General features: G+C 61.5%; 22 protein-coding genes and 1 tRNA gene. 8 read left to right on the forward strand and 15 right to left on the reverse strand.

Annotated features, from left to right (window positions below):
- Window positions 1-116: 116 nt before the first annotated feature.
- On the reverse strand, window positions 117-527 hold the full coding sequence (locus E4Z66_RS07145; RefSeq protein WP_136462319.1) for a hypothetical protein: 411 nt from the start codon (window positions 525-527) through the stop codon (window positions 117-119).
- A gap of 99 nt (window positions 528-626) precedes the next feature.
- Entirely contained in the window at window positions 627-1,232 is a 606-nt protein-coding gene (locus E4Z66_RS07150) for a glutathione S-transferase family protein (RefSeq protein ID WP_136462320.1), read from the reverse strand.
- A 118-nt stretch (window positions 1,233-1,350) separates the two neighbouring features.
- Between E4Z66_RS07150 and E4Z66_RS07155 the strand changes: the two genes are divergently transcribed.
- Genes E4Z66_RS07155 through E4Z66_RS07165 form a run of 3 tightly spaced genes read left to right on the forward strand, consistent with a single transcriptional unit; the run spans window position 1,351 to window position 5,373 of the window.
- Complete coding sequence (locus E4Z66_RS07155) at window positions 1,351-2,568, forward strand: serine hydrolase domain-containing protein (protein ID WP_246035920.1); 1,218 nt, start codon at window positions 1,351-1,353, stop codon at window positions 2,566-2,568.
- Complete coding sequence (locus E4Z66_RS07160; RefSeq protein WP_136462321.1) at window positions 2,565-4,514, forward strand: acetoacetate--CoA ligase; 1,950 nt, start codon at window positions 2,565-2,567, stop codon at window positions 4,512-4,514. Before E4Z66_RS07155 ends, E4Z66_RS07160 begins: the two co-directional genes overlap by 4 nt.
- Window positions 4,507-5,373 carry an acyl-CoA thioesterase gene (locus tag E4Z66_RS07165; RefSeq protein WP_136462322.1) on the forward strand — a complete coding sequence of 289 codons (867 nt, stop codon included), beginning with the start codon at window positions 4,507-4,509 and terminating at the stop codon, window positions 5,371-5,373. Before E4Z66_RS07160 ends, E4Z66_RS07165 begins: the two co-directional genes overlap by 8 nt.
- A 72-nt stretch (window positions 5,374-5,445) precedes the next feature.
- Here E4Z66_RS07165 and E4Z66_RS07170 read toward each other — a convergent pair whose 3' ends face one another.
- The 10 genes from E4Z66_RS07170 to E4Z66_RS07215 all read right to left on the reverse strand — a co-directional run bounded on the left by E4Z66_RS07170 (window position 5,446) and on the right by E4Z66_RS07215 (window position 15,609).
- A complete protein-coding gene (locus E4Z66_RS07170; RefSeq protein WP_136462323.1) occupies window positions 5,446-6,222 on the reverse strand; it encodes an SDR family oxidoreductase in 777 nt (258 codons plus the stop codon).
- A 4-nt stretch (window positions 6,223-6,226) separates the two neighbouring features.
- Window positions 6,227-6,976 carry an SDR family NAD(P)-dependent oxidoreductase gene (locus E4Z66_RS07175; RefSeq protein WP_246035922.1) on the reverse strand — a complete coding sequence of 250 codons (750 nt, stop codon included), beginning with the start codon at window positions 6,974-6,976 and terminating at the stop codon, window positions 6,227-6,229.
- On the reverse strand, window positions 6,969-8,708 hold the full coding sequence (locus tag E4Z66_RS07180; protein WP_136462324.1) for an AMP-binding protein: 1,740 nt from the start codon (window positions 8,706-8,708) through the stop codon (window positions 6,969-6,971). Before E4Z66_RS07180 ends, E4Z66_RS07175 begins: the two co-directional genes overlap by 8 nt.
- Before the next feature lie 104 nt (window positions 8,709-8,812).
- Window positions 8,813-9,601 (reverse strand): SDR family NAD(P)-dependent oxidoreductase, encoded by a 789-nt coding sequence (locus tag E4Z66_RS07185; protein WP_136462325.1) that lies wholly within the window; start codon window positions 9,599-9,601, stop codon window positions 8,813-8,815.
- A complete protein-coding gene (locus tag E4Z66_RS07190) occupies window positions 9,594-10,298 on the reverse strand; it encodes an acylneuraminate cytidylyltransferase family protein (protein ID WP_136462326.1) in 705 nt (234 codons plus the stop codon). The genes E4Z66_RS07185 and E4Z66_RS07190 overlap by 8 nt, the downstream gene beginning before the upstream one ends.
- Complete coding sequence (locus E4Z66_RS07195) at window positions 10,295-11,245, reverse strand: Gfo/Idh/MocA family protein (RefSeq protein WP_136462327.1); 951 nt, start codon at window positions 11,243-11,245, stop codon at window positions 10,295-10,297. Before E4Z66_RS07195 ends, E4Z66_RS07190 begins: the two co-directional genes overlap by 4 nt.
- Window positions 11,242-12,561 carry a 3-deoxy-D-manno-octulosonic acid transferase gene (locus tag E4Z66_RS07200; RefSeq protein ID WP_136462328.1) on the reverse strand — a complete coding sequence of 440 codons (1,320 nt, stop codon included), beginning with the start codon at window positions 12,559-12,561 and terminating at the stop codon, window positions 11,242-11,244. The genes E4Z66_RS07195 and E4Z66_RS07200 overlap by 4 nt, the downstream gene beginning before the upstream one ends.
- Window positions 12,558-13,799, reverse strand: coding sequence for a 3-deoxy-D-manno-octulosonic acid transferase (locus E4Z66_RS07205; RefSeq protein ID WP_136462329.1), 1,242 nt, complete (start codon window positions 13,797-13,799; stop codon window positions 12,558-12,560). The genes E4Z66_RS07200 and E4Z66_RS07205 overlap by 4 nt, the downstream gene beginning before the upstream one ends.
- Window positions 13,786-14,907, reverse strand: a complete 1,122-nt coding sequence (neuC, locus tag E4Z66_RS07210) for a UDP-N-acetylglucosamine 2-epimerase (RefSeq protein ID WP_136462330.1) — start codon at window positions 14,905-14,907, stop codon at window positions 13,786-13,788. The genes E4Z66_RS07205 and neuC overlap by 14 nt, the downstream gene beginning before the upstream one ends.
- A gap of 48 nt (window positions 14,908-14,955) precedes the next feature.
- Window positions 14,956-15,609, reverse strand: coding sequence for a fused DSP-PTPase phosphatase/NAD kinase-like protein (locus tag E4Z66_RS07215; protein ID WP_136463053.1), 654 nt, complete (start codon window positions 15,607-15,609; stop codon window positions 14,956-14,958).
- A gap of 164 nt (window positions 15,610-15,773) precedes the next feature.
- On the opposite strand from E4Z66_RS07215, the gene E4Z66_RS07220 reads away from it, so the two are divergent.
- Window positions 15,774-16,541, forward strand: a complete 768-nt coding sequence (locus E4Z66_RS07220; RefSeq protein ID WP_136462331.1) for a glycosyltransferase family protein — start codon at window positions 15,774-15,776, stop codon at window positions 16,539-16,541.
- A complete protein-coding gene (locus tag E4Z66_RS07225) occupies window positions 16,538-17,170 on the forward strand; it encodes a glycosyltransferase family 29 protein (protein WP_136462332.1) in 633 nt (210 codons plus the stop codon). Before E4Z66_RS07220 ends, E4Z66_RS07225 begins: the two co-directional genes overlap by 4 nt.
- A 67-nt stretch (window positions 17,171-17,237) precedes the next feature.
- Here E4Z66_RS07225 and E4Z66_RS07230 read toward each other — a convergent pair whose 3' ends face one another.
- Window positions 17,238-18,266: an N-acetylneuraminate synthase family protein gene (locus E4Z66_RS07230; protein WP_136462333.1), complete on the reverse strand. Its 1,029-nt coding sequence runs from the start codon at window positions 18,264-18,266 to the stop codon at window positions 17,238-17,240.
- A 46-nt stretch (window positions 18,267-18,312) separates the two neighbouring features.
- Window positions 18,313-19,173, reverse strand: a complete 861-nt coding sequence (locus tag E4Z66_RS07235) for a lysophospholipid acyltransferase family protein (protein WP_136462334.1) — start codon at window positions 19,171-19,173, stop codon at window positions 18,313-18,315.
- Window positions 19,174-19,429: 256 nt separating this feature from the next.
- On the opposite strand from E4Z66_RS07235, the gene E4Z66_RS07240 reads away from it, so the two are divergent.
- The 3 genes from E4Z66_RS07240 (at window position 19,430) to E4Z66_RS07250 (ending at window position 25,142) form a co-directional block, all read left to right on the forward strand.
- Window positions 19,430-19,840, forward strand: a complete 411-nt coding sequence (locus E4Z66_RS07240) for a hypothetical protein (protein ID WP_136462335.1) — start codon at window positions 19,430-19,432, stop codon at window positions 19,838-19,840.
- Window positions 19,841-19,871: 31 nt separating this feature from the next.
- A complete protein-coding gene (locus E4Z66_RS07245; protein WP_136462336.1) occupies window positions 19,872-23,372 on the forward strand; it encodes a M10 family metallopeptidase in 3,501 nt (1,166 codons plus the stop codon).
- Between the two features lie 117 nt (window positions 23,373-23,489).
- A complete protein-coding gene (locus tag E4Z66_RS07250) occupies window positions 23,490-25,142 on the forward strand; it encodes a thiamine pyrophosphate-dependent enzyme (RefSeq protein WP_136462337.1) in 1,653 nt (550 codons plus the stop codon).
- Between the two features lie 127 nt (window positions 25,143-25,269).
- On the opposite strand, the gene E4Z66_RS07255 is transcribed toward E4Z66_RS07250, so the two are convergent.
- Window positions 25,270-25,344 (reverse strand) — tRNA-Thr (locus tag E4Z66_RS07255).
- Window positions 25,345-25,371 lie beyond the last annotated feature (27 nt).

Raw genomic sequence — 25,371 nt, forward strand, 5'->3', positions numbered from 1 at the left:
CAGGGGACGACATGTTAAGGCCGGGCAGATCGCATATGGACTGCCCGGCCTTGTTCGTACCGATTGGATGTGCCGGTCAGGGAATGAAATGCCGCCCTGTTCGGCCGTCGGCCGCGTTAGGTCGGGCCGCTTTCCGTTGCTGGCGGTGTTTCCGATCCGCTGCTACCGCCATCGGTATCAACCCAGCCACCACCAAGACCGAAATCAAACGTGCCGCGGCCAAAATCATAGCCGCCGTTCAATTCCACATAGGTGTTGTCCATCAGATAGGCCGCGCCGATCGAACCGCGCCAGCTTTGGCTACCAAACATGTAATCAATACCCAGAGATGCGGCGCCTTCGTCTTCTTCATCATTGGAGAAAACCCGCAAGCCCACACCGGGGTTCACCTGGCCACCACCAAAGGTGAAATTAAGCCCAAGGCCGATCGTGGGGTCTGCAAAGACAGGCGTCGCACATACGAAAACAACTGCGATAGAAGATAATAACTTCGTCAATTTTCTATTCCTTCTGGTTGCATAGTCCAAAATGTTAATGCCGCGTTAACACTTTTTGCAAGTATCGGCCTGTGTCGGCACCCGCTGAAAACCGCCGATGCAAGGCGCGCGTTTATGCGCAGCCGGAAATCAGAGGGCGAGCGCTTTGTGATAGGCGGGCCGCGCCGCCAAACGGTCGGCATAGGCGTTGCAATTGGGCGCTTCGCTGAAGTCGATGCCGATTTGGCGTATCGACAGGATGGCGGAGCCGGTCATCACATCCGCCCCGGAAAACGCCCCGGTCAGGTACTCCTTGCCCTCCAGCGCGTGCTCTACCCCGCCAAGCATCCGGCCCAGCAGCCGTTTGGCGCGGCCCGCATGTTCTTCGGACCGCCGTTCGGGCGGCAGGAAAAAGGTTTCGACCATGTAATTGTTCACGGGCGGCATCAGCATACCTTCGCTGTAATGCAGCCATTGAAGATAGGTTGGGAACTCCGTGCTGTCCTCTGCCGGGCGGAATTTGCCATTGCCATGCCGGATAAGCAGATATTCGACAATCGCACCGCTTTCGACCAGCGTCACATCGCCATCCTCCAGCACTGGAACCCGCCCCATTGGGCTGACGCGCCGGAACGCGTCTGACCGCATGTCCGGGTGCCCCAACGCAAAGCGCTGCAATTCGTATTCAAGCCCCAGCTCTTCCAGCAGCCATGCAATACGAACCGCCCGGCTGTTGGGCGCGAAATAGAGTTTCATGACGTTCCTCCCTGTCATTCACCTGAAACGCTACGTGTCCTGCATCTTGCGTCAATGGTTTGGCCTTGAGAGCGTCGCGTCACCGGGCCAAACTGTTCCCGACAAGAGGGAGGCGGGCATGGCAGGTTTCGATCAGCAGCGACTTGGACGGATCGCGGATTGGATGCAGGGATATGTAGACGCGCGCAAGCTGCCGGGCGCGTCGGTCCTGATATTGCAGGACGGGCTAGAGGCGTATTTCCATCAAACCGGGCTTCGCGATGTTGCCGCCCACCTGCCATTCGAACGCGATACGGTCGCGCGCATCTATTCGATGACCAAGCCGGTCACTTCTGTCGCGCTGATGATGCTGCTGGAAGAGGGGCGGATACATCTGGACCAGCCGCTGTCGGACATCCTGCCGGAATTTGCCGAATGCCGGGCGTTGGTGCAGGGCGCAACCCGCATTGATCAGACAAAGCCTTGCGCAGTGCCGACCCTGCATCAATGCCTGACCCACACGGCGGGGTTCAGCTATCCGTTCAATCCGGGGGTGCTGCCCGATGAGATGGCCGCGCGCAAGCTCGTCTTTTCTGCGCGCAGCGGATCGCTGGCGGAGCGGACCGCGGAACTCTCCACCCTGCCGCTGGCATTCCCGCCGGGCGAACGCTGGGAATATTCCGTCGGGATCGACGTGATTGGCCGCGTGGTCGAGGCGGTGTCTGGCCAGAGCCTTGATCGTTTCTTTGCAGACCGGATCATCGGCCCGCTGGGGATGCGCGACACCGCGTTCACTGTGCCGATGGACGCGCGGGACCGGTTCGCCTGCCTTTATACGCCGCTGGCCGGCGACGCGATGGAGTTCAACGCCGCGGAAAAATCCTCGGAAACGCTGCGGCTTACGGACCGGTCGGACAAATCGCCCTATCTGGACGCGCAGACCTTTTCGGGCGGTGGCGGGCTTGTCGGGACCATCGACGATTACATGAAATTCGCTGAAATGCTGCGTCGGGGCGGGTCGATAGGCGGCGACCGGTTGCTGTCGCCACATACCCTGTCGTTCATGATGCGCAATCACCTGCGGGGCGACATTGCCAGCATGGGGCCGACTTCTTTCGCAGAGCAGCCGATGGATGGGATGGGCTTTGGCATTGGCGGTGCCGTGGTCCTTGATCCGGGCCGCGCGCGCTGCCCCGGCTCGGTCGGTGATTTCAGTTGGGGCGGCATGGCGTCCACTTTCTTCTGGGTCGATCCGGTCCACGCCCTGTCGGTCGTTTTCTTCACACAGCTTTCCCCGTCTTCGAGCTACCCGGTGCGTCCGCAGCTCAAGGCGCTGATCCACGGAGCCCTGCAATGAGCCGCGAAATCCTTTGGAGCCCGAGTGACGCCTTTGCGCAAGACACCGCGATGGCGGCCTATCTGCGCTGGCTTGCAGCAGAACGCGGTCTGAGTTTTGCCGATTACAATGCCGCCTGGGACTGGTCGGTGACGGAACTGGAGGCGTTTTGGGAGAGCATCTGGGACTATTTCGATATTGTCGGCACCAAGCCCACGCAATTCCTTGTGTCACGTGATATGCCGGGCGCGCAGTGGGGCAAGGGCGGGATGCTGAACTATGCCGCGCAGCCGCTCCGCCATGCGGATCGCACCCAGGACAAACCCGCGCTGATCGTGCAATCGGAAAGCTTCGGCCGGAGCGAGGTCACATGGTCCGAATTGCGGCGACAGGTGGCCAGTGTCGCCGCGCACCTGACTGAGATGGGCATCGGCAAGGGCGACCGTGTGGTTGCGATCCTGCCCAACACCGAAACAGCGCTGATTGCTTTCCTCGCCACGGCGTCGCTGGGCGCGATCTGGTCGCTTTGCGCGCCGGATATGGGCCATGTGGCGATCCTTGACCGGTTCCGTCAGATCGAACCCAAGGTGCTGATCGCGCAGGATGGCTACATCCATGCGGGCAAGCCAATCGACCGAAGCGCGATCAACGATACGATTGCCGCCGGGCTGCCATCACTGACCCATAGGGTCACGGTTCCGATGCTGCATCCGGTGCCTGCGGAACATGTCGCTTGGTCCACGATGACCGGGCGCGACGTACCTTTCACCCCGCTGGAAGTCGAGTTCGAGCATCCGCTTTGGATCGTCTATTCCTCTGGCACGACCGGAAACCCGAAGCCGATTGTTCATGGCCATGGCGGCATCGTGCTGGAGGCCAGCAAGCAATCGTTGCACCAGAACCTGACGGCGCAGGACCGCTTTCAATGGCTCACATCCCCCGGCTGGATCATGTGGAACGCCCAGTGGACGGGGCTGGGGCAGGGGGCGACGCTGTGCCTTTATGATGGCGCGCCCAATCATCCCGATATGGGGGTGATCTGGCGTTTCGTGGCGGATGAGAGCGTGACCAATTTCGGGGCGGGCGCGGCCTATTTCGACGGGTGCCGCAAGTTTGGCGTCACTCCGCGTGATCTGGACCTGTCCGCGCTGCGGGCGCTTGGCTCCACCGGGTCACCGCTGAGTTCCGATGTCTATGACTGGATCTACACGGATGTGAAACGCGATCTCTGGCTCGCGCCGATCTCCGGCGGGACAGACCTTGCAGGCGCCTTCGTGCTTGGCAACCCGATGCTGCCGGTACGGGCGGGCGAAATGCAGTGCCGCGCGCTGGGCAACGCGGTCCGCTCCTTCGATGCGGAGGGCAATGAGGTCGTGGGCGAGGTGGGGGAACTGGTCTGTACAGAACCTTTGCCGTCCATGCCGCTGTGCTTTTGGGGCGATGAAGACGGGTCGCGACTGAAGGACAGCTACTTCGATACATACGAGGGTGTCTGGAGGCATGGCGACTGGATCGAGATCACGGCCGAGGGCGGATCGGTGATTTACGGTCGGTCTGACGCCACCATCAACCGCAAGGGATTGCGGATGGGATCGGCAGAAATCTATCAGGCGGTCGAAGGCTTGCCCGAGGTGATCGACAGCCTCGTGGTGGATTTGGAATTTCTGGGACGCGACAGCTTCATGCCCTTGTTCGTCGTGCTGGCAGAAGGAACGCCACTGGACGATGCGCTGAAGGACAAGATCAACGGCGCGATCCGCGAGGCAGTGTCAGCGCGGTTCATCCCGAATGAGATCGTGCAGATTGCGGAAGTGCCGCGCACCCTGTCCGGGAAGAAGCTTGAAGTTCCGGTGAAAAAGCTGTTGCTGGGCGGGGATCCAAAGACGGTGGTCAATCGCGACAGCATGGCAAACCCTGCGGCGTTCGACACGTTCATTGAGTATGCAAAGGCGCGCGCGCATGGCTGAAGAACATCAGGTGCTTCTGAGACTGCTGGATGTCGAACCGCTTGAGGTCGACCTGTTCCGTGGGATCGGATCGGGCGGCGAAACTTCGACCCGCATCTTTGGCGGTCAGGTCATCGCGCAGGCGCTTGCGGCAGCCTACCGGACGGTTCCCGACCGGCTTTGCCATAGCCTGCACGCCTATTTCATCCGGCCCGGCGATCCGTCGATCCCGGTGATCTACCAGGTGGACCGCGCGCGCGATGGCGGCAGCTTTACCACCCGGCGGGTGGTGGCAATTCAGCACGGCAAGCAAATTCTGAACATGTCCGCCAGCTTCCATATCGACGAAGCCGGGTGGGAACATCAGCACGAGATGCCGGATGTGACGGGACCAGAACACTGGAAAGACCGGGATGTGCTGCGGGGCGAGGTCATCGACAAGATACCGGAAAAGCACCGCGCGGATTTCCTGCGCCCGCGGCCTATCGACATTCGCGAGGTTGCGCCGCGCGATTTCTTTGACCCGGAACCGACAGACGACCGCAATCATCTGTGGTTTCGGATGCAGGCCGCGCAGGGCTCAAGCCCGCAGATGCAACATTGCTTGCTCGCCTATGCGTCCGACATGAACCTGCTGGGGTCGGCGCTGCGCCCGCATGGGGTGACGTGGTTCAAAGGTGGGGTGATGACTGCAAGCCTTGACCACGCGATGTGGTTCCACGCGCCCTGCCGGTTCGAGGATTGGCACCTGTATACGATGGACAGCCCATGGTCGGGCGGCGGGCGCGGCTTCAATCGCGGATCGATCTACGACCGTTCGGGCAAGATGGTCGCGTCGGTTGCCCAAGAAGGGCTGATGCGGCCAGTGACCCGCAGTTAGGCCACGTGGGGCGCCGGAAACCGATCACGGTTTCCGGGACGTTTTCTGTGCCAGAAAACGGCGCGAGGGCGGTTAGCCTTCCACCCGGCCGCCGAACCGTTGGTTCAGCTTGCGCATGCCGCTCAGCCAGCGATCGTAATCAGCGGTTTTCATCCGCATGTAATCCAGCACCGAAGGATGCGGCAGGACAAGGAAGGTTTCGGCCCGGATCGTTTCGATGCAGGCGCGGGCCGCGTCCGCGGGTTCCAGCATACCGTCTTGCGCGGCAACGCCTTCTTCGTGCCCGCGCGTCATCTCTGTGCGCACCGCTTGCGGGCACAGGCAGGATACTTTGATGCCCTGGTCGCCATAGGTCATCGACAGCCATTCAGCCATGCCCACCGCCGCGTGCTTTGTCACGCCGTAAGGGGCCGACCCGACCTGATTGAGCAAACCCGCCGCCGACGCTGTATTCAAAAGGTAGCCCCCGCCGCGTGCGATCATCTTCGGCACCAGGTGCCGTGCCGCCCAGACATGGGACATCACATTGATTTCCCATATTTTTTGCCACTGCGAGTTCGGCACTTCCGGCCCCCCGATCGAAAGGATGCCCGCATTGGACACGAACAGGTCGATCGGGCCAATCTCTGCCTCGACCGTGTCGATCATCGCGGCGATCTGCGCCTCGTCCGACACATCCACCTGAAAGGCCTGCCCGCCGACATCCTTGGCCGTCGCCTCGGCGCCCGCCAGGTCAAGGTCAACCGCGACCACCGCTTTTGCGCCCTCTGCCGCGATGGCTTCGCACAGGGCTTTGCCGATTCCGCTTGCCGCGCCGGTGACGACGCAAATCTTGTCTTTCAGTTCCATAGTTTCAGGCCCACATGCTGGAGCCACCGCAGACGGTCAGCGCCTGCCCGGTGACGTATTTACTTGCATCGGAAGCGAGGAACACCGCCACGCCGCCGAAATCATCCGGCTCGCCCAGACGGCGCAGCGGGATGCTCTTGTTGATGCGTTCCTCGGTTTTCGGATCGTCCCACAGGGCGCGGGCAAAATCGGTTTTGACCAGCCCCGGACAGATCGCATTGACGCGCACGCCAAGCGGACCCCATTCCATCGCCATGTTCCGCACCAGCCCGATCAGTGCCAGTTTGGACATGCCATATGTGCCCAGCGTATCGGATGCCTTGAACGCACCGATGGACGAGGTGAACATCATCGCACCGCCGCCTGCCGTTTCCATATCGCTGACCACCATGTTCGCCAGCCATTGGTTGGCGCGGACATTGACCTCCATCGTCTTGTCATAGGCATCATCGGGAATGCCGGAGGTTGCGCCGTAATAGGGGTTCACGCCAGCATTGCCGACCAGGATATCGATAGGGCCTGCGATCTCGCGGGTTTTTGCGACCAACGCTTCGATCTGCTCTTTTTCGGCCATATTGGCGCTGACCGCATGGGCGCGCGCGCCGATCTCGGCACGGGCCGTGTCCAGTTGGTCCTGCTTGCGCGCGGAGATCACCACCGTCGCGCCTTGGGTGTGGAGGGCCTTGGCCATTTCCAGCCCCATGCCCTTGGACGCCCCGGTCAAAAGCGCCACCTTTCCGGTCAAATCAAACACCGGCCTGCTCCTTCAGTGTTGTGAGGCACTGGGCCTGTAGCCCGCGCCTTTCCAGTTTATCGGTTGTCCCCCGAGGGAGCGGTTCGTCGAACAGCCAAAGATGTTCGGGGATTTTGAAATGCGCGATGTGATCCTTGAGGTAGGTCTGGATATCCTCGGCCGTGACGCTGTGCCCGGGCCGGATCTGTACGCCAGCACCGACGACTTCGCCCAGACGGTCATGCGGCACGGAAAAGGCACAGGCCTCGACAATGGCGGGGTGGCTGTGCAGCGCACCTTCCACATCCAGACAGGCGATGTTCTCGCCGCCGCGAATGATGATGTTCTTCTTGCGGTCAACGATGAAGATGATGCCATCCTCGTCCATATACCCAAGATCGCCGGTGCTGAGCCAACCGTCCTTCAGCACTTCGGCGGTGGCCGCGGGCTGGTTGAGATATTCGCGCATGTTGCAGGGGCTTTTGACGGTGATTTCCCCGATTTCGCCGCGCGGAACGTCGTGACCGGCATCGTCCAGAAAGCGATATTCCTGAAGCGGCGGGTGCGGGCGGCCTGCCGCGCCGGGCTTGGCTTCGTATTCCTCGCCGATCATGCCGATCCCGACCGCGTTCGTTTCTGTCATGCCCCAGCCCGTGGCGACCTGCGCATTGGGGAAGGCTTTGGCAAGGTCGGGGACTTGTGCGGCCGGGCGCTTGGCCCCGCCGGATCCCATGTAGTCGAGCGTTTCCAGCGACAGCCCCATCTCAAGCGCCGCTTGGCGGAGGTCTTCGCACTGTGTCGGCACGCCCAGAAAGCGGGTGATGCCCTCGTCGCGAATGATCTCGGCGGCGCGTTTGCCATCCCATCGGCCCATCATCACCATTTTGGCACCCGCAGGAAGTGACAACAGGAACACGGGATGTGTGGCTGTAACGTGGAACAGCGGCGTGACGATAAGGCCGGCCGGGCGCGGGCGGCTGTCCGGGTCGATAGTCGGGTCCATCAGCGGGGCCATCACGAATTGCATCAGCCACGTGAACACCGCATTCGTCGCGCCCCGGTGGGTCTGCACAACGCCCTTGGGGTGGCCCGTCGTGCCAGAGGAATACATGATCGACATATCGTCATCCGGGTCGATCTCGACCTCGGGGGGATCGGTTTTCTCAATCCCGGCAACAAGATCGGTCAGCGATTGTGGCGCGGTCGCTTCGCCGTCATGCACACCGATCACGGTAAGGTCCATCGACCCTGCGAGCGGGGCAAGTCGGGCAACGCGCGGGCTATCCGCCAGAACGATCTGTGCGCCGCTGTCTTCCAGTGCGTAGCCAAGCTCTTCGGTGGTCCACCACGCATTGAGGAATGTCACCACGCCGCCCAAAGACGTAATCGCCATCATGCCGAACAGCAGTTCGGGGCAATTGTGCATCGCCAGCGCAACACGGGTGCCGCGCGTCACCCCAAGCTTGGTTTCCAGTGCATGGGCAAGGCGATACACCTCGGCGCGGAATGCATCATAGGTCCAGCGGCGCCCCTCGAACACCAGATATTCCGCCGCGCCGTTGTCCATGCTTGCGCGGCTTGCCTCCATCAAGGCGCGCAAATGGGGCGGAGCGTTCTTGAAAACCTTGTAGGTCACGCCGCGAATTTCGGCCTCCGTCAGGGCGAAGGCGGGTTCGTCGGATGTGACTTTTGCGACGGCTTCTTCCAGTGTCAGCGCCGCGCGTCCCGTAGCGGGCGCGTCAGAATGCGTCATGGATGTCCTCCCTATGGCCGCGATTCCCACCCGCGATCCGAGAACAGCCTAGGCGCAAGCTCCCTGCTGAAACAAGCCTGCGCGACGTAAGGTAACTGCGCCGGCTACCAAGCGCTGAAACCCCCATCCACATTCACCAGTTGCCCGGTCATGTAGCCCGCCTGCGCGGAACTGAGGAACAGCATGACATCTGCAATCTCATCGGGCTGGGCCATGCGATTGGCCATGATCAACTCGCCGACGCGGCGCTGGAACTCTTCCGAATGGCCATTGAACACCGCACCCGGCGCGATGGTATTGACGGTGGCTTGCCGCCCGGCCCAATACCCGGCGAGCCATACGGTCAGCCCGTGAATACCCGCCTTGGACACGCCATAGGCAGAGAAATTCTTGAAAGGCATTCCGTCATAGATCGGGTGATGCGCCCCGTTCAGCGCATACATCGACGCGACATTGACCAGCGTGCAGGGCCATTTACCAACGATATCGCGATCCATCTGCCGCGCGACCATGAATGCGCCCGTGAGGTTCGTGCGCATGGTGCGTTCGAAATCCTCGACACTGGTATCGGCGAAATCGGGAAAAGGTTTGCCCGCGCCCATCAGCATCTCGCCGGTGATGGCCGCATTGTTCAGCACCACGTTGGGTTTCCAACCGTCTTCGAGAACGCGCTGAAACACCTTGGTGACCTGATCTTCGATGCCGACATCCAGTTCGTAGAACCCGAAGTTTTCGTGATCGCCATGGGTGTCTTGCAGCGCTTCGGCCCGATGGCCGGGCAGGTCGGTGGCGATGACGCGCGCTCCGGCCTCCAGCATCCGGCGCACATAGGTCGAACCCAGAACACCGCCTGACCCGGTGATGAAGATGGTGCGATCTGACAGATCAGTCATGGGCGGCGATCCTTTTCGACATGAGAAATTCCACGATTTCGAAATCCAGCGGTGTGTCGATATCCATGCACCGCTCTGGCGGCATGATATATGGGATCACGCGGCCCTGAAAAATGCCGTTGGCGCGGCGCAGATAGGCGGGGTCCACCACATAGGTCGACGCGGCATGTTCCCAAACCTGCGGCGCTTGCTGGCGCGCGACCACACCGCCGGGCAGTGGCTTGGACACGTGCAGCATCCCCGACTGGTCCTCTTCCACCAGGTTGAAATAGGGGTTCTTGCGCGCCTCGCAGCAGGACATCACCATGTCGGGGCGCTGGGCAAAGAACAGATCAAGCGCATTGCCGATATCTTCCGGCGCGCGCATCGGGGCGGTGCAATCCAGGTCGAGAAACGCCGTCACAGGCTGGCCAAGCTTTTCTTCGGACACCTCAAGCGCGTGCTGCCAGACGCCCCACTTGCCCGCGCCATCTGTGGCCAGATGATCCGGGCGCAGCCCGATTTCCAGCGTGCCCTTGGCGATCGCGTGATCGTAGATTTCGGGATCATCGGTGGACACGACGACAGCATCCACCCGCGTGCTGGCCAGAAGCTGATCCAGCGACCAGTCGATCAGGGGTTTGCCGCACAACTCGCGGAAATTCTTGCGCGGCACCCCTTTGGAGCCTTTGCGCACACCGATATGACCAAGGATCATGCGAACTCCTTTTCGATGGTTCCCGTGAAGGACCGTGTGGCCCATGCAGTTGCGATTTTCTCGCAGGAGAGGCGGGCCAGTTCAACCCGCGGTGCTGCTGCCGACGGTGCCTGCCCGGCGATCAGGGCGAGGAAGTCGCGCATGGCGTCCATGAACATGGTATTCCGCTCAAACGGTTTTTCAGTGATGTCCGGGGCGGTATCCGGGCGGTAGGTGGTGAAGCGACTGGCCAGCATGTCGACCTCTATCGCCGCGCTTTGCCCGCGCAGGCGCATCCGCCGGAGAGAGACCGGCGACAGGTAGTCCATCGAAACGCTGCCCGTCACGCTGGGTCCGGCCAGTTCGATCTGTGTCGCCATGTCGACACCGGGGAAACGGGAATGACCAAGGCTGAGCACGTCCTTCACCGCACTGTCTGGAAACAGCACATGGGCAAGGTCGAGTTCGTGGCACAGATCAAGCAGAACCCCGCCGCCTTCGGGCAGCGCGGCGTAACTCTCGGCAAAAGACCAGTTCTGCCGCCACTGGGTCACATCGTGCCCGATCTCGGCGTCGAACCGATAGACCTGCGCGGCCTGCACCGCCTCCTGCAAGGCAGGCAACAGCGGGTGATAGCGCATCATGAACCCGGCCATGGAACGATCGGAAATCGGGGCCAGCGCATCGTAAAGCGCAGCAAGCTCTTCGGGGCGATAGGCGAGCGGTTTTTCGATATAGACCGGCAGGCCGCGCGCGGCGCAGGCGGTGACAAGAGGCAACCGCAATTGGGTGGCCGTCGCGATCACGGCACCTTGCGCGTCTGCGGTTTCGATATGGCGCAGCACGCCATCCTGCCCCATAGCGCGCAAAGAGACGCGATCTGCCCGCGCGCCAAGCGCCTCGATGTTGTCCGCATGGCGCGTCCCGATGGAGCCCGATCCCAGAACAAGAATGGTCGGTTCGGTCATGCTGCGCCTTTCCCGGTTTGAAACGCATCGATTGCTGCAAGAATCTTGTCTACCGAACCGCCATGGGTTGCAAGAAAGCCGTTGATGTCGGGTTGCGGCGCGGGCTGAGACAGCGCGGGGCCCAGGTCATCAGCGGAGAGCTGGCGGCAAACGCCCGCTTCGATCGCCTCATATGCGGGAAACTCAATGGTCCAGATTTCCGGGCCGACGATGACCGGCTTATGCATCACCAAAGGTTCAATGATGTTATGCGATCCTTGCGCCACGAACCCGCCGCCCACGACGACCTGATCCGACAGGCCAAGGTAGAAGAACATCTCGCCCAGGCTGTCACCAAGCAGCACATCCGCGCCGGACATATCAGATGCAGGGTCGAAGGCGTCGTTCAGTGCCATACTGCGGCGTATTGTGTTGAGGGCCGCATTTTCCAGTAGCTCGGTAGTTTGGTCGAAGCGTTCCGGGGCGCGGGGGACATAGACGAAGAAGGGGCGGGGCGCGCCGGTTTCTTCGGCATGGGTCAAAGCCATGCGCATGGCTTTCAGGAAAGCGGCGTCCTCGCCTTTGACGACGCTGGCGAAGGTTACGACGGGGCGACTGCCCGCCAAGCGGGGGCGCACGCGGTCGGCCGCGTGGCGCTGCGTTTCTGGCACGGCTTGATCAAAGCGCAATTCGCCGGTGATGGCGACATTGGTCTGGCCGATGCTGCGGAAGCGGTCGGCTTGCACCTTGTTCTTGACCATCGCCCCGGCAAGGCCGGGCACCAATTGGACGCGGGACAGCCATTTATCCCTGTCCCGCTCAAAGCTGCGCGTCGGATACTGCCCATTGCACTGATACAAGGGCACGCCTTGTGCATGGCAAGACATGATCATGCCAGGCCAGAGTTCGACCTCCATCACCAAGCCATATTTCGGGCGGAACGTCTTGAAAAACCGGCGATAGGCGCGTCGGTCGTCGAAAGGAACCCAAACGGGCCGCAACTGTCCGCTTGCGACTTCGTCGGGAAAGGCGCGTTCGGTTTCGCGGCGCCCTGCGGGGGTGAAGTGGGTTGTCACCACCTGCTCCCCCCGGTCCAGAAGGGCGCGCGTCAATGGCAGGGCGGATCGCATTTCACCAAGGCTGACCGCGTGAATCCAGACATGCTCGCCGGATACGGGTGCGTATTGTCCGAACCGCTCTGCCATGTGCTTTGCATAAAGCGGGTCGCGTCTGCCGCGCCGCCACAGATAGATCAGGATGATCGGCAGACCGACGACCCAGACCAACCGCCAGAACACCATGAAGAACCGAAGCCGCGTGGATGGGAAACTGTTCATCGCGCGGTCCTAAGCAACGCGGTTACGTCCTGCGCCAGCGTCGCGATCCGTGCTGCTTGGCGCTGTGTGATGTCCTGTGCGGCGTCGGCGCGGGTCTTGTGATCCTCTGCCAGTACGGCGCTGCGCAAGCTGTCCGCATCTGTCGCGGCATAGCAGGCATTCGCTTCGCGCAACATCTTGTAATCGATCGCAAAATTCGCGGTTCTGGGCCCGCTGACGATGGCCGCGCCCAAGGTGGCGGCTTCCCATGGGTTGTGGCCTTCGACGGGGCCAAAGCTGCCGCCGATCAGGGCGATCTCCGCAAGGCGATACCATGCGCCCAGTGTCCCAAACCGGCCATCGACGATGATCCGGGCCGCCGTGTTGGCCGCGTCCAAGGGGCAGGCGTCGTCGCCCCATTGCTGAAGCAGGCCAGATGCGCGTTCCGGCTCGCGCGGGACGATGACGGTTACCCAATCGCGCGGCAAGGTCACTGCGACGCGATGCGCCTCGCGTTCGTCCTCTGCATGGGACGAGGCCACCAGAAAAACCTTGGAGTCGGCAGTGATGATGCGCAACCGTTCCAGATCCTCCGCCGTTGCGGTCAATGCAGGTGCCGCCGGTTTGAGAGAGCCGTCGACACGCACATCCGCCGCGCCAAGCTGTTCCAGATGCACCGCGCTCGCAGCATCCTGTGCAGAGAGCAGCGCGAACCGCCCAAGGATGTCGGAATAGACGCCGCGGGCCTTGCTACGGGCCGTGAACGCCGCTTCGTCCAGCCGGGCATTGACCATGGCAAGCGGGATGCCACGCTGATCGGTCTGAAAGACAAGGCCGGGCCAGACTTCTTGTTCGGCCCAGATCGCCAGATCGGGCTGCCAGTGGTCCAGAAAACGGCGCGCGTAGCCGGGCGTGTCGATGGGCAGAAACTGGTGAAGCGTGCGGTTGGGCATATTGCGTTCCAGCACTTCGGCGGAGGCGCGAGTGCCGGAGGTGATCAGGAAATGCTCATCGGGGGACAGCTGTGCCATCTGATCGACCAGGCCGCGCAAGGCGAGAGTCTCGCCCAGTCCGACAGCGTGCAGCCAGATCAGCGTGCCGTGCGGGCGCGGCAGGGTTGCGTGGCCCAGTTTCTCGCGCCACCGGCCCGGCATTTCCTTGCCGCGTTTCAGGCGACGACGCAGCAGCAACGGCGCCAGAGGGTGCAGCGCGCGGGTCGCCAGCATATAGGCCCGCAGTGGCAGTTTAGCCGGGGTCATGAAAGACCTTTTGCAGCCCGCGCGACCAGAATTCAGGGGTGTTCAACACCTCGACAAAGCGGGTCGCGGCGCGGCCTTCGCCATACCCGCTATGGCGCGCATGACGCTGGCCCCAGTTATTCGCAAGGAAATCCGCGATGGTATCGGTGTCGAATGCAGAACAGACGGTGACGGAATCGCTTGCGGCGCGGTTTGTCTGGCGGGTGCCAACATCAAGCGACGGGATGCCAAGAAACGGGGCCTCACGCACACCGGCGGAGGAATTTCCGACCATGCAGGCGGCGTGTTTCATCAATTCGGAAAAGTAGGAAAACCGCATCGAGGGATAGGCGCGAAATTGATCCTGCGGCAGGGCGGCGATGGCCTCAAGAATGCCCTCTGCGCCCGGATCGTTATTCGGCAGGATGACGACGAAGTTACGGCCCGAGGCGGTAATCGTCTCGAACAGGGAGCGCGCCTGATCGGCCATATTGGCCTGTTCGGACGTGACCGGGTGGAACGTGCAAATGCCAAATTCGTCAAAGGGAATCTGATAGCGGGCTTTGACCTCCTCCAGTGTCACACCAGATGGGCGCGAATGGAAATCAAGCTCGGGCGAGCCGATGACATGGATCGCTGCGGTGTCTTCGCCCATGCGGCGCACCCGGTCGGCGGCGACGTCGGAGCTGACGAAATGGCTATGGGCCAGCTTGGTGTTGCAGTGGCGGAAAACCTCGTCAATCGTGCCGGACACTTCGCCGCCCTCCACATGGGCGCAGCGGATGTTGTTCGTGCCGCAGACGATTGTGGTCGCCAATGCTTCGATCCGGTCCCCATGGACGATGACAAGATCAGGCTGATGTTCGGCCAGAAAATCGGAAAACCCGGTGACGGTCTTGGCCAGAACGATATCTTGCGGATCGCCAGGGCGCTGGTTGAGGAATTCATGCACTTGCGCGCCCTCAAAACGCTGCACTTCCAGCTTGGTCAGGCCATAGCGTTCGAGCAAGTGCATGCCGGTCACGAAAAAGCTGATTTCGAACCCGGCATCGCGCGCCTCTGCCGCCAGAGGTTCCAGCTTGCCGAAATCGGCCCGCGTCCCTGTCACGAATAGCAATTTACGCGCCATATCACCCACCTGAGCCAAAGCCATTTGGCTATAGGTCAAGCCGCCGTATCAGGCAACCTGCTGCGGTTCATAGTCATCCCGGGCCCATTCCTCGAAGGACTTTTTGCCCTCAAACGGGGCATAGGCTTCGAGAACGCGGTCCAGCACACCCGTCTTCGACTGCCGGAAATGCAAATAGCGCGGCGACAGCATCTTGCTGGCATCCGACAGGGATTTGCCCTCGATCTCCATCAAATAGATCGCGGAGGCCAGACCGGTGCGGTCAGCCCCCGATTTGCAATGCATCAGGAAGGGGCGTTCGATCTTGCGAAACACGTCGATCAGGTTGGCGAGCGTGTCCTTGCGCGGGGCGGCGCGGGCAGACATCGGCACGTCGATCAGTTTCAGGCCAAGTTCCTGGCACAGCATCACTTCCTGCACATAGATCGGGCGTTGCGGCGTGCCGCGCAGGTTCAGGATGGTCGAAATCCCGCGCTTGGAAATCTCGCGAAACCGCTCTTCGGTCGGGTGGTTCGACCGCCAGACCCCGGGCACGATCTCTTCCTCATTGGTCCAGCGCCGACGCAGCACCGCGTGATCCAGCCAATCGATGTAAAACTGTGCCTTGCGCCGGTTTTCAGGCGTCGAAAAGTCCGTGTTGTACTTCTGGTGCAGGCTTTTTTCCCATGCTTTAAGCGCTTTCACGGGGTTCAGATTGGCCATATGGTCACGTCTTTCGCGATTGATCAGGGGGGTCATGTAACATCTGCGCGCCAAATCCAAAGCCCCAATTGGCAAAATACTGCGGATTTCAGTCCATGCGATTGATCTTTTGGCCGACACCCGGTCGGTATAAGGAAGAGTAAATCTTTAACCGGGCAGGGCATATGGAACGGAACGTCATCTGCATGAAATGGGGCACGCTATATGGGCCCGATTATGTGAACGTGCTCTATAATGTCGTGCGGGAGAACCTGAGCGGCGATTTCCGCTTCATCTGCCTGACCGATGACACGACCGGGATCGTGCCGGGGGTGGAGACATTCCCGATCCCCGATATGGGCCTGTCGGAGTTCAACTGGAAGAAAGGTGGCTGGGCCAAGCTGACCGTTTTCCAGCGCGAGCTTTACGACATCACCGGGCGCTGCCTGTTCCTTGATCTCGATAGTATCGTGACCGGCCCGCTGGATGTGCTGTTCGAGGCCCCGGGCGACGTGCTTGTGATCGACAGTTCCGAGAACTGGCGCAACCCGGACGCCAATGCAGAGCCGAAGGCGATGACCTCGATCTTTGCCTTTACGGCGGGCCAACATCCGGAGGTCTATGACAAGTTCATGGCCGATCACGATGGGATGGTCGCGAAATACCGGATTGAGCAGGTCTATCTGCAAGGCGAAATCGATGGCGGGCTTGCCTATTGGCCGCGCGAATGGGTGGTCAGCTTCAAGTGGCATCTGCGTCAGCCAGTGCTGATGGGGCTTGTCAAACATCCCAACCCGCCCGGGCCGCAATGTCGCGTTCTGGCCTTCCACGGAGAGCCGCGGCCCATTGATCTGGTGCATAAGGGCATCTGGGGAATCGGTCCGCATTGGGGGCGCGGGCGCGTGCCTTGGGCGGTGGATTACTGGCAGCGATATGGTGGCGATATCGGATGAATTGGGCGAAGGTCATTGCCTGGCCACGCCGCTACTTGTGGCTGGCTCCGCGCGGTTGGGCGATCAAGCTGCAATCGGGATCCAATGCGCGCATGGCTTCGCTGATTGCGGGTAAGCGGGTCGCCATTGTCGGCAATGCGCGCAGTCTGTTCCATAAAGAGCAGGGCAGCGAGATCGACGGGTTCGACGTTATCATCCGGCTGAACAAAGGCTTCGTGGTCGATACCGCGTCGCAGGGCAGCCGGACGGATATGGTCGGACTGACGCCGGAGTTGAGCGAAACCGAGGTGATCCAGAAATTCGATCCGGATTACTTCCTGATGTTGATCCCGAAGATGCGGCACTACCTGTTTTTCGGGGCGGATAATGTGGCGCGGACGCTGTTCTATCCGTTCAAGTGGTGGCTGGCGGATCGGAATCTGATCGGGCGGCGCCCGTCCTCTGGATTCATGGCGATCTCTTGGCTGATCCGGCTGGAACAGGCCGAGGAAATCGCGCTGTTCGGTTTCGATTTCGGGAAAACGGCGACCTATTACAATCCTGAAGGCTACAAGACGCCCCATGATTTCGACCGCGAAGGGGAGATCGTGCGCGGCTGGGCCGATGAGGGGCTGCTGGACATCCGATGAGCTTGGCGGCGGGGTGCGCTGAAGCGCACCCTACGGGCGGATGGCACCAGCGCGTGCTGGCCCCGCCTTACTTCAGATCTGCCCAGGTCAGTTGGGTGTTGCGCGTCACCGCGCGGGTCAGGGTCTTGCCCACGACCTTGTCGAATTCATAGCCCGGAATTTCGCCCGAACCGGGGCGGCGCGCCCAAATATCGGATTCCGTGATGGTATGGCCCTCTGGCAGGTCCTTGTCGGCAACGACGGAGGCGCGGGCAAAGCGATACACCGCTTCTTCGGAGGCTGTCCGTTCCTTCGGGTTGTTGGCCGCGATCCAGATTTCCTTGGACCGGTCGATCAGGTGGCGCAGCTCGCTCGGGTCCATCGAACAGGCGATATCCGGTCCGATGCGGTAGCGCGTATCGGTATAGTGCCGTTCCAGAATACACGCCCCAAGCGCGACCGAGGCCAGCGCCATTTCCGGCCCGATGGAGTGGTCCGAGAACCCGACAACCGCCTTCGGGAAGGCTGCCTTCAGGTCCGTCACGCCGCGCAGCGAAACGATTTCGGCAGGGGAGGGATAGAGATTGGTGCATTCCAGAAGGGCATAGTCGATGCCCGCCTCGTCAAGAATGGCGACAGAGGCGCGCACGGTGTCGATGGACTGCATCCCGGTCGACATGATCACCGGTTTGCCCTTGGATGCGATATGCCGGATCAGCGGCAGGTTGTCGGCCTCACCCGACCCGATCTTGTAGGCGGGCACATCCAGCGTTTCGAGGAAATCGCAGGCCGCGCGGGAGAAGGGCGTGGAAATCCAGATCATCCCGAGCTCTTCGGAATAGCGCTTCAGTTCCGCCTCATCCTCGCGCGACAGGGCGCAACGCTCCATGACCTCCCAGATCGACACATCCGCATTGGGCGGGAAGATCTGCTTGGCCTCTTCGGTCATCTCGTCTTCGACGATATGCGTCTGGTGCTTGATCATCTCGCAGCCCGACGCCGCGGCAAGCCGGACCATTTCCTTGGCCACGTCGAGCGAGCCGTTATGGTTGATCCCGATTTCGGCGATGACCAGCGGCGGATGGTTCGGGCCGATGTCCCTGTTGGCGATTTTCATCTGCATGTCCTCGTGCGTTTGCCCCGATATGACACGGGGGGCGGGGTCAATTCCAGCGCCTGTGTACCCAGAACCATTGTTCGGGGTTTGCCCGGATGCGGGTTTCGAGCCGCGCCGTCATTTCGCGCATCATGGTGGCTTGATCGGTCAGCGGAACGGGCGCTTCGATGGCGATGTCGAAGGTCACGCCATCGGCGGTGCGGGTCGCGAAATAGGGGATGACCAGCGCCTCTAGCTTCAGGGCAATATCGGCGGCAGAGGTCGCGGTGTGGGCCGGGTGACCAAGGAAGTCCATGCGCGGAAAGGCTGTTGCGCGCACGTCGAACAACAGTGTGCCCATACCGCCATCGCGCAGCATCCGCACGAATTGCATGGTGCCGCGTCGGCCTTGTGCGAATACGTCGCCCGACATGGAAAGCATGGTCTGCTTGTAATGCGCTTCCACATAGGGGTTCGACATCGGCCGATAGAGCCCGCCAATCCTGTACCCGCGCTGGGTGAGCGCCATGCGCGGGGCCTCGTGATTGCCGAAATGACCGGTGATGAACAGCACCGGACGCCCGTTTGCGGCTTTCAGATGCGCAAGCCCCTCGCCCGAGACCACCGACCGTTCGACAGCCTTGGCGAACCCGGCGGGCGAGTAGTTTTCGATGAAGGTGCGGCCAAAATTGTTGCAGACCCGCGCGGCGGTACGTTGACGCCATTCATCGCTGCGTTCCGGATAAATCAGCGAAAGCTGCTCTTCGGCTCGCTTGCGATAACCGATCATCGGCGCGATGCCTTGTTCGACCAACTTTCCAAAGCTGCGCACGCGGGACTCGTAAGGCAGGCAACGGGCCGCGCCGATCACCGTTCGCAGGCTGCGATCCGCAAGCCAATCCGACCAGCTTCCCTCCGCCTGTTCCATGTTTGCCTCTCGTGACGCTTCAATCTGGGGTCCGTCGCCCGGATGTAGCCCGAGATGACAGCCAATGCCAGCGGTCCTGAAACCCGCGTCCGGACTGTTTTCAGGCACCGCCACGCGGCGCGCAGGCGCGAATGTCATAATTTCGTCCGAATGCTGCCCACGATTTAACCTCATGCCGGTTTAGTGAGTCTTTCAGCAGCCAGAACGGCGCGAACTTCAACCAATAGTTCCAACCGTTTTTTCTGGACCTCCCCCCATGACCTTTTTCGGCAAGTGCGCCGTCTGGCCTGTGACCACCTTGGTATTGTCGCTTAGCACGGCTGCCATGGCAGGTTCTGCGGCCTCGGTTTCGATCGGCATCCTGTGTGACGACCCGCATCAGACGCCTGTGTGCGAAGGGATGCGCGAGGGCCTGAAAGAGATGTCTGCCGGGCGCGATGTGCGGCTGGTCGATCAGGCGTCAGGCGGGCTTTCCATCCTGTTGCGGTTTGTGGTTCACAAAACGAGCGCTCACCACCTGTCCGGCCAAATTGCCTGGACCCTGCGTGATGGCGCCACCGGCGAAGGCCCGGTGATTGATCTTTCCGTCATTGATGCCCCGCTCAACGCAGAAATGCTGCGCGATTTCGGGCGTCAACTGGCCGTGATTTCCGACATCCCTCTGTAATTCCAGCCTTTCTGAACCGAGGACCCGACCCATGTGCACCCTCTGCCAAGCGCTCGACCCGAACAGCACCTCTTCTGACACTCACACAAGCGGCAACTTGGAAACCGGCGATATCGCAGTTTCCGGCGGCAAGCAGGTCTATGACTATGACCAGATCGCGGACTACCTGATTGACGGGTTCTGGGGCGATTTCGGTACTGTGTCGCGGCACTTCGACGTGCAGACGGGCGACACGCTGACCTACAACGTGACCAAGCTGACCAGCTATGGCGCGGAAACGGCGCGCGACGCGTTTGAGGCGTGGTCGGCGGTGAGCGGGCTAAACTTCGTTGAAACGACGGAAACACAAGCGGATTTCCGGTTCGACGATACCAGTTCTGGGGCTTATGCCTCCTCGCCGGTGTCGGGCGGGCATATTCTGTATTCCAACATCAACATCCACAGCTCCTGGGCCAATTACGGCGACTATTACCTGCAGACCTTCATGCACGAGATCGGCCATGCGCTGGGTCTTGGCCACACTGGCGATTATAACGGTAGCGCGGATTATGACCGGGACGCGGGCTATGCCAATGACAGCTGGCAAACGTCGGTCATGTCGTACTTCTCGCAATCGGAAAATTCCTGGACAGACGCGACGCATATGTACCTTGCGACACTGCAACTGGGGGATATTGCGGCGATTCAGGAACTGTACGGCACGCCAACGAATGTGCGCGTCGGCGACACCACTTATGGCGACAATACTGACCTGACCCAGTTCGGCATGGACCTTGCGGGCACCCATGCGGTGGCCATCGTGGACAGCGATGGCGAGGATACGATCGACCTTGGAAGCCGGTTCTACAACCAGACGCTCAGCCTTGTGGAGGAAACCTATTCCGACCTGAACGGGCGGGTTGGCAACTTTTCTATCGGGCGCAACACGGTGATCGAGAATGCGATCACCGGTAATGGCGACGATTACATCATCGGGAATGATGCGAATAACATCCTGTCCAGCGGTGGCGGGGATGACGTGATCTTTGGCGAAGGCGGTGACGACACGCTGATCGGCGGGGCGGGGGCTGACGCGCTGACCGGCGGAACCGGCGCGGATCTGTTCGTGTACGATGCCGTCGCCGATGCGGGGGACACGATCACCGATTTTTCGCTGGCGCAGGGTGACAAGATCGATGTGTCGGACCTTTTGTCTGCAATTGGCTATGCGGGCAGCGATCCGATCGCCGAAGGGGTGTTCACGCTCGAGTCCACGTCAGGCGGTGCCCTGCTGATGCTGAACCACGGCGGCAACCAGATCGAACTGGCGGTGCTTGAAGGGCTGACGCCAAATGCGGATATGAACGCGATCCTTGATATCGAAGGCACGGGCGTCGATCCCGATACCGGTGACGACAGCGGCGATGAGGGCGGCGATACCGGTGGCGCGACGGGTGACGATGTTTACGTGATTGGCGCTGATTTCGGCGACAACTGGACGCTGGCCGCCGGGACTATCGAAGATACGGATGGCGGCACCGATACGCTGGATATCAGCGCGGTCAACACGCCGACCTTCGTATCGCTGAAATCCGGCGTGCGCGGCAAGATCGATGGCAAGGCGCTTTACATCGCGTCGGGGACCACCATCGAGAACCTGATCTTCGGGTCCGGCAAGGATAAAGGCTTTGGCAATGAAGCGGATAACAGCATTTCGGGCAATGCCGGGAACGACCAGCTTTATGGGGGTGCGGGCAATGACACCGTCGATGGCGGTGACGCGCATGACTGCCTTTACGGCGAGGACGGGAACGACACGCTGCTGGCCGGGGCTGGCAACGACAAAGCCTATGGCGGCAACGGCGATGACGTGATCGATGGCGGGGCCGGGAACGACAAGATCTACGGCGGTGCGGGGAACGATGTGATCGATGGCGGCGCCGGGAACGACAAGATCTACGGCGATGAGGGCGACAACCAGATCGATGCCGGGGAGGGGACCAACAGTGTCTATGCCGACGGTGGTGACGACATCATCACATCAGGCTCCGGCGCAGACACGATCAAGGCTGGCGCGGGCAACAACACCGTCGATGCGGGCGATGGCATCAACAAGATCGACACGCTTGGCGGCGATGACACGATTGTTGCAGGCTCCGGCAAGGACAAGATCAACGCTGGCGCAGGCGATGACGTGATCGATGCCGGCGACGGGGACAACCAGATCACCGCGACAAGCGGCAATAATGCGATCACCGCGGGGCGCGGGCGCGACACGATCCGCGTCGGGGCAGGCGATGACGTGATCGATGCAGGCGATGGCGACAACAAGATCGTCGCGGGCGATGGCGTCAACTCCATCACCTCGGGCAGCGGCAAGGACAAGATCACCACCGGCCGAAACAACGATGTGATCAATGCAGGCAGCGGCAACAACCAGATTACCGACACAGGCGGCATCAATGAAATCGTGACCGGCGCAGGCCATGACACGATCAAGACCGATGCCGGGGCCGATTACATCGATGTGGGCGACGGCACGAACAAGATCACCGACAAGGGCGGTGACAACATCATCGAAGCTGGCTCCGGCACCGACAAGATCACCACGGGTTCGGGCGCGGATCAGATCAACGCCGGGGCCGGGAATAACAAGATTTCGGCGGGCGAAGGCGACAACATCATCACCACCGGCGATGGGGTCGATTCGATCTCTGCGGGGTCTGGCGATGACGTGATCAATGCGGGCGATGGCAACAATACGATCCAATCGGGCAATGGCGCCGATCAGGTCACGACCGGGGCCGGGATCGACAAGATCGATACCAGCATGGGCAACGACATCATTTCCTCCGGCGGCGGAATCGACACCGTTCGGGCCGGCGCTGGCGATGATGTGGTCGATGCGGGCGATGCCAATGACAAGGTCTATGCCGATGACGGGAACGACGTGGTCGATGGCGGCGCGGGCAATGACAAGCTTTATGGCGGCAAAGGCGACGACACGATCCATGGCGGCGACGGCATCGACAAGATTTACGGTGATGATGGCGACGATACGCTGGAAGGCGGCGCAGGCAATGATGACATCCGTGGCGGAATTGGTGCGGATGTAGTCGATGGCGGCGATGGCGACGATGATATTCGGGGCGAAGCAGGCAACGACATTCTCAATGGCGGTGCGGGCAGGGATGAGCTGCAAGGCAACTCCAACGACGATATCCTGAACGGCGGCGCTGGGATCGATGAACTGAACGGCGGCGCGGGCGCGGATATCTTCGTTTTCTCCAGCATCGCAGAGGCGGGCGACACGGTCGAGGATTTCTCGCTGGACGATGGCGATCTGCTGGATATCACCGGCATCCTTGCCGAGATGAACACCGACCTGACCACGGCGCTTTCCACCGGGTTGATCGCGTTGGAAGGGGTGCGCAATTCGTCCTGGCTGGTGGCTGACCACGATGGCGACACAGGCACCGATGCGCTGCAGCTTGTCTTCCTGGAACGGATTTCGGCGGATGATGGGCTGACAGAAGATTTCTTCACCTTCTGATCCGAACCCGTTCTGGATCAAAGCACCCCGCCGCGCTGCGGGGTGTTGCTCTTTTGGGCTTTCCACTTTCGGATGCGCGCGGCAGGTTGGCGCCAATCCATGCGGAAAGGGCAAAAGATGAGACACGGCGGGCAAATCCTTGTGGAAAGCCTTGTGGCGCTGGGCGCGCGGAAATGCTTCGGGGTGCCGGGCGAAAGCTATCTCGCGGCGCTGGATGCGATGCATGACACGGGCGGCGCGTTCGATTTCGTGCTGTGCCGGAACGAGGGCGGCGCGGGCTTCATGGCGGCGGCTTGGGGCAAGCTGACCGGCGCGCCGGGCATTTGCTTTGTCACGCGCGGGCCCGGGGCCACCAATGCGTCCATCGGGGTGCATACGGCGATGCAGGACAGCGCGCCGATGCTGATTTTCGTCGGTCAGGTCGGAACGGATATGAAGGGGCGCGAAGCGTTTCAGGAAATCGACTACCGCGCGATGTTCGGCACTGTCGCCAAATGGGCGGTTGAGATTGACCGCATCGACCGCATTCCCGAAATCGTCGCCCGCGCCTGGAGCGTTGCTGTCAGCGGGCGGCCCGGTCCGGTCGTCATCGCGCTGCCCGAAGACATGTTGTCGTCCCAAAGCGATGTGGCCCCGCTTGCGGCCCCGCTGCGCCTGACATCGCCGGTTGCGCCGGATGCGGCCGTGGGCGAGGCTCTGGACATGCTGCGCGCGGCCAAGCGCCCTCTCATCATGATGGGCGGTGCGAATTGGACGGAAGACGGGCGCGCCGCGCTGCAATCCTTTGCAGAAGCATCGGATATTCCTGTCATCTGCGCGTTCCGGTATCAGGACCAGTTCGACAATTTCTCGCCGGTTTATGCGGGGGAGGCCGGTGTCGGAATGCCGGCCAACGTCAAACGGCTGATCACGCAGGCGGATGTCATCCTCGCGCTCAATCTGCGCTTCGGGGAAATGACGACCGATGGCTACAGCTTGCTGGATGTGCCTGTGCCGCGCCAAGCGTTGATTCACGTCCATGCCTCGGACGCGGAGATCGGCAAGATCTACGTGCCGAGCCTGGGCATTCATGCGGGCCATAATGGTTTTGCCGCACAATTGCAGCCTGTTACCGGGGAGTGGGCCGCATGGCGCGCAGAAGCCCGTGCGGGGTTCGAGGCCGGGTTCGATGCTCCGGCGCAGCCATCGCCGGTGGATATGGTCGCCGTCACCGCCCATCTGCGCGAGGTGCTGCCCGCCGATGCGATCCTGACCAACGGGGCAGGGAATTTCACCGTCTGGCCGAACAAGTTCTTCAAATTCGGGCCGGAGGCGCGGCTGCTGGCCCCGCAATCGGGGGCGATGGGCTATGGCCTGCCCGCCGCAATTGCTGCCAAGGTCGCCGCCCCGGACCGATGCGTCGTCTGCTTTGCCGGTGACGGTGATTTCCAGATGAACTGCCAAGAGCTCGCAACCGCGGCACAGGCCGGGGCACAGCCCATTGTTCTGGTGGTCAATAACGGCATCTATGGCACGATTCGCGCGCACCAGGAGCGACAATATCCGGGACGAGTCTCTGGCACCGATATGGTCAGCCCAGATTTCGCTCAACTGGCGCAGGCCTATGGCTTTCACGGCGAGCGGGTGGAGCGGACGGAAGATTTCGCCGCCGCCTTTGAACGCGCCCTCGCCGCGCCGAGCGGTGCAGTGCTGGATTTGAACGTCGCGGCAGAGGCGATCACCCCGCGCCAAACCCTTAGTCAGATTCGCGAAGCGTCCCTGCGGGGCTGACCGCACTTACCCGCAATTCAAGTCGCCCCGTTCAAAGCGGGGCGGCGCACCATTGCCAAGACCGGCTTGCGCCATAGCCCGCGCGTCGCGCTTCTGACTGGCGATTTCTTTATGCGGGGAAAGGGGATGGTGCTGCAGGGGAGGATTGAACTCCCGACCTCTCCCTTACCAAGGGAGTGCTCTACCACTGAGCTACTGCAGCCAGATCCCGTGGCCCGCGCATGTAGCG

The sequence above is a fragment of the Aliishimia ponticola genome, from assembly GCF_004803475.1.
Classification (GTDB): domain Bacteria; phylum Pseudomonadota; class Alphaproteobacteria; order Rhodobacterales; family Rhodobacteraceae; genus Aliishimia; species Aliishimia ponticola.

Excerpts from the sequence above, each read along its gene's own strand:
- E4Z66_RS07150 (WP_136462320.1), bottom strand. The coding sequence starts at position 1,232 with ATGAAACTCTATTTCGCGCCCAACAGCCGGGCGGTTCGTATTGCATGG.
- E4Z66_RS07155 (WP_246035920.1), top strand. The coding sequence starts at position 1,351 with ATGGCAGGTTTCGATCAGCAGCGACTTGGACGGATCGCGGATTGGATG.
- E4Z66_RS07160 (WP_136462321.1), top strand. The coding sequence starts at position 2,565 with ATGAGCCGCGAAATCCTTTGGAGCCCGAGTGACGCCTTTGCGCAAGAC.
- E4Z66_RS07165 (WP_136462322.1), top strand. The coding sequence starts at position 4,507 with ATGGCTGAAGAACATCAGGTGCTTCTGAGACTGCTGGATGTCGAACCG.
- E4Z66_RS07170 (WP_136462323.1), bottom strand. The coding sequence starts at position 6,222 with ATGGAACTGAAAGACAAGATTTGCGTCGTCACCGGCGCGGCAAGCGGA.
- E4Z66_RS07180 (WP_136462324.1), bottom strand. The coding sequence starts at position 8,708 with ATGACGCATTCTGACGCGCCCGCTACGGGACGCGCGGCGCTGACACTG.
- E4Z66_RS07185 (WP_136462325.1), bottom strand. The coding sequence starts at position 9,601 with ATGACTGATCTGTCAGATCGCACCATCTTCATCACCGGGTCAGGCGGT.
- E4Z66_RS07190 (WP_136462326.1), bottom strand. The coding sequence starts at position 10,298 with ATGATCCTTGGTCATATCGGTGTGCGCAAAGGCTCCAAAGGGGTGCCG.
- E4Z66_RS07195 (WP_136462327.1), bottom strand. The coding sequence starts at position 11,245 with ATGACCGAACCGACCATTCTTGTTCTGGGATCGGGCTCCATCGGGACG.
- E4Z66_RS07200 (WP_136462328.1), bottom strand. The coding sequence starts at position 12,561 with ATGAACAGTTTCCCATCCACGCGGCTTCGGTTCTTCATGGTGTTCTGG.
- E4Z66_RS07205 (WP_136462329.1), bottom strand. The coding sequence starts at position 13,799 with ATGACCCCGGCTAAACTGCCACTGCGGGCCTATATGCTGGCGACCCGC.
- neuC (WP_136462330.1), bottom strand. The coding sequence starts at position 14,907 with ATGGCGCGTAAATTGCTATTCGTGACAGGGACGCGGGCCGATTTCGGC.
- E4Z66_RS07215 (WP_136463053.1), bottom strand. The coding sequence starts at position 15,609 with ATGGCCAATCTGAACCCCGTGAAAGCGCTTAAAGCATGGGAAAAAAGC.
- E4Z66_RS07220 (WP_136462331.1), top strand. The coding sequence starts at position 15,774 with ATGGAACGGAACGTCATCTGCATGAAATGGGGCACGCTATATGGGCCC.
- E4Z66_RS07225 (WP_136462332.1), top strand. The coding sequence starts at position 16,538 with ATGAATTGGGCGAAGGTCATTGCCTGGCCACGCCGCTACTTGTGGCTG.
- E4Z66_RS07230 (WP_136462333.1), bottom strand. The coding sequence starts at position 18,266 with ATGAAAATCGCCAACAGGGACATCGGCCCGAACCATCCGCCGCTGGTC.
- E4Z66_RS07235 (WP_136462334.1), bottom strand. The coding sequence starts at position 19,173 with ATGGAACAGGCGGAGGGAAGCTGGTCGGATTGGCTTGCGGATCGCAGC.
- E4Z66_RS07240 (WP_136462335.1), top strand. The coding sequence starts at position 19,430 with ATGACCTTTTTCGGCAAGTGCGCCGTCTGGCCTGTGACCACCTTGGTA.
- E4Z66_RS07245 (WP_136462336.1), top strand. The coding sequence starts at position 19,872 with ATGTGCACCCTCTGCCAAGCGCTCGACCCGAACAGCACCTCTTCTGAC.
- E4Z66_RS07250 (WP_136462337.1), top strand. The coding sequence starts at position 23,490 with ATGAGACACGGCGGGCAAATCCTTGTGGAAAGCCTTGTGGCGCTGGGC.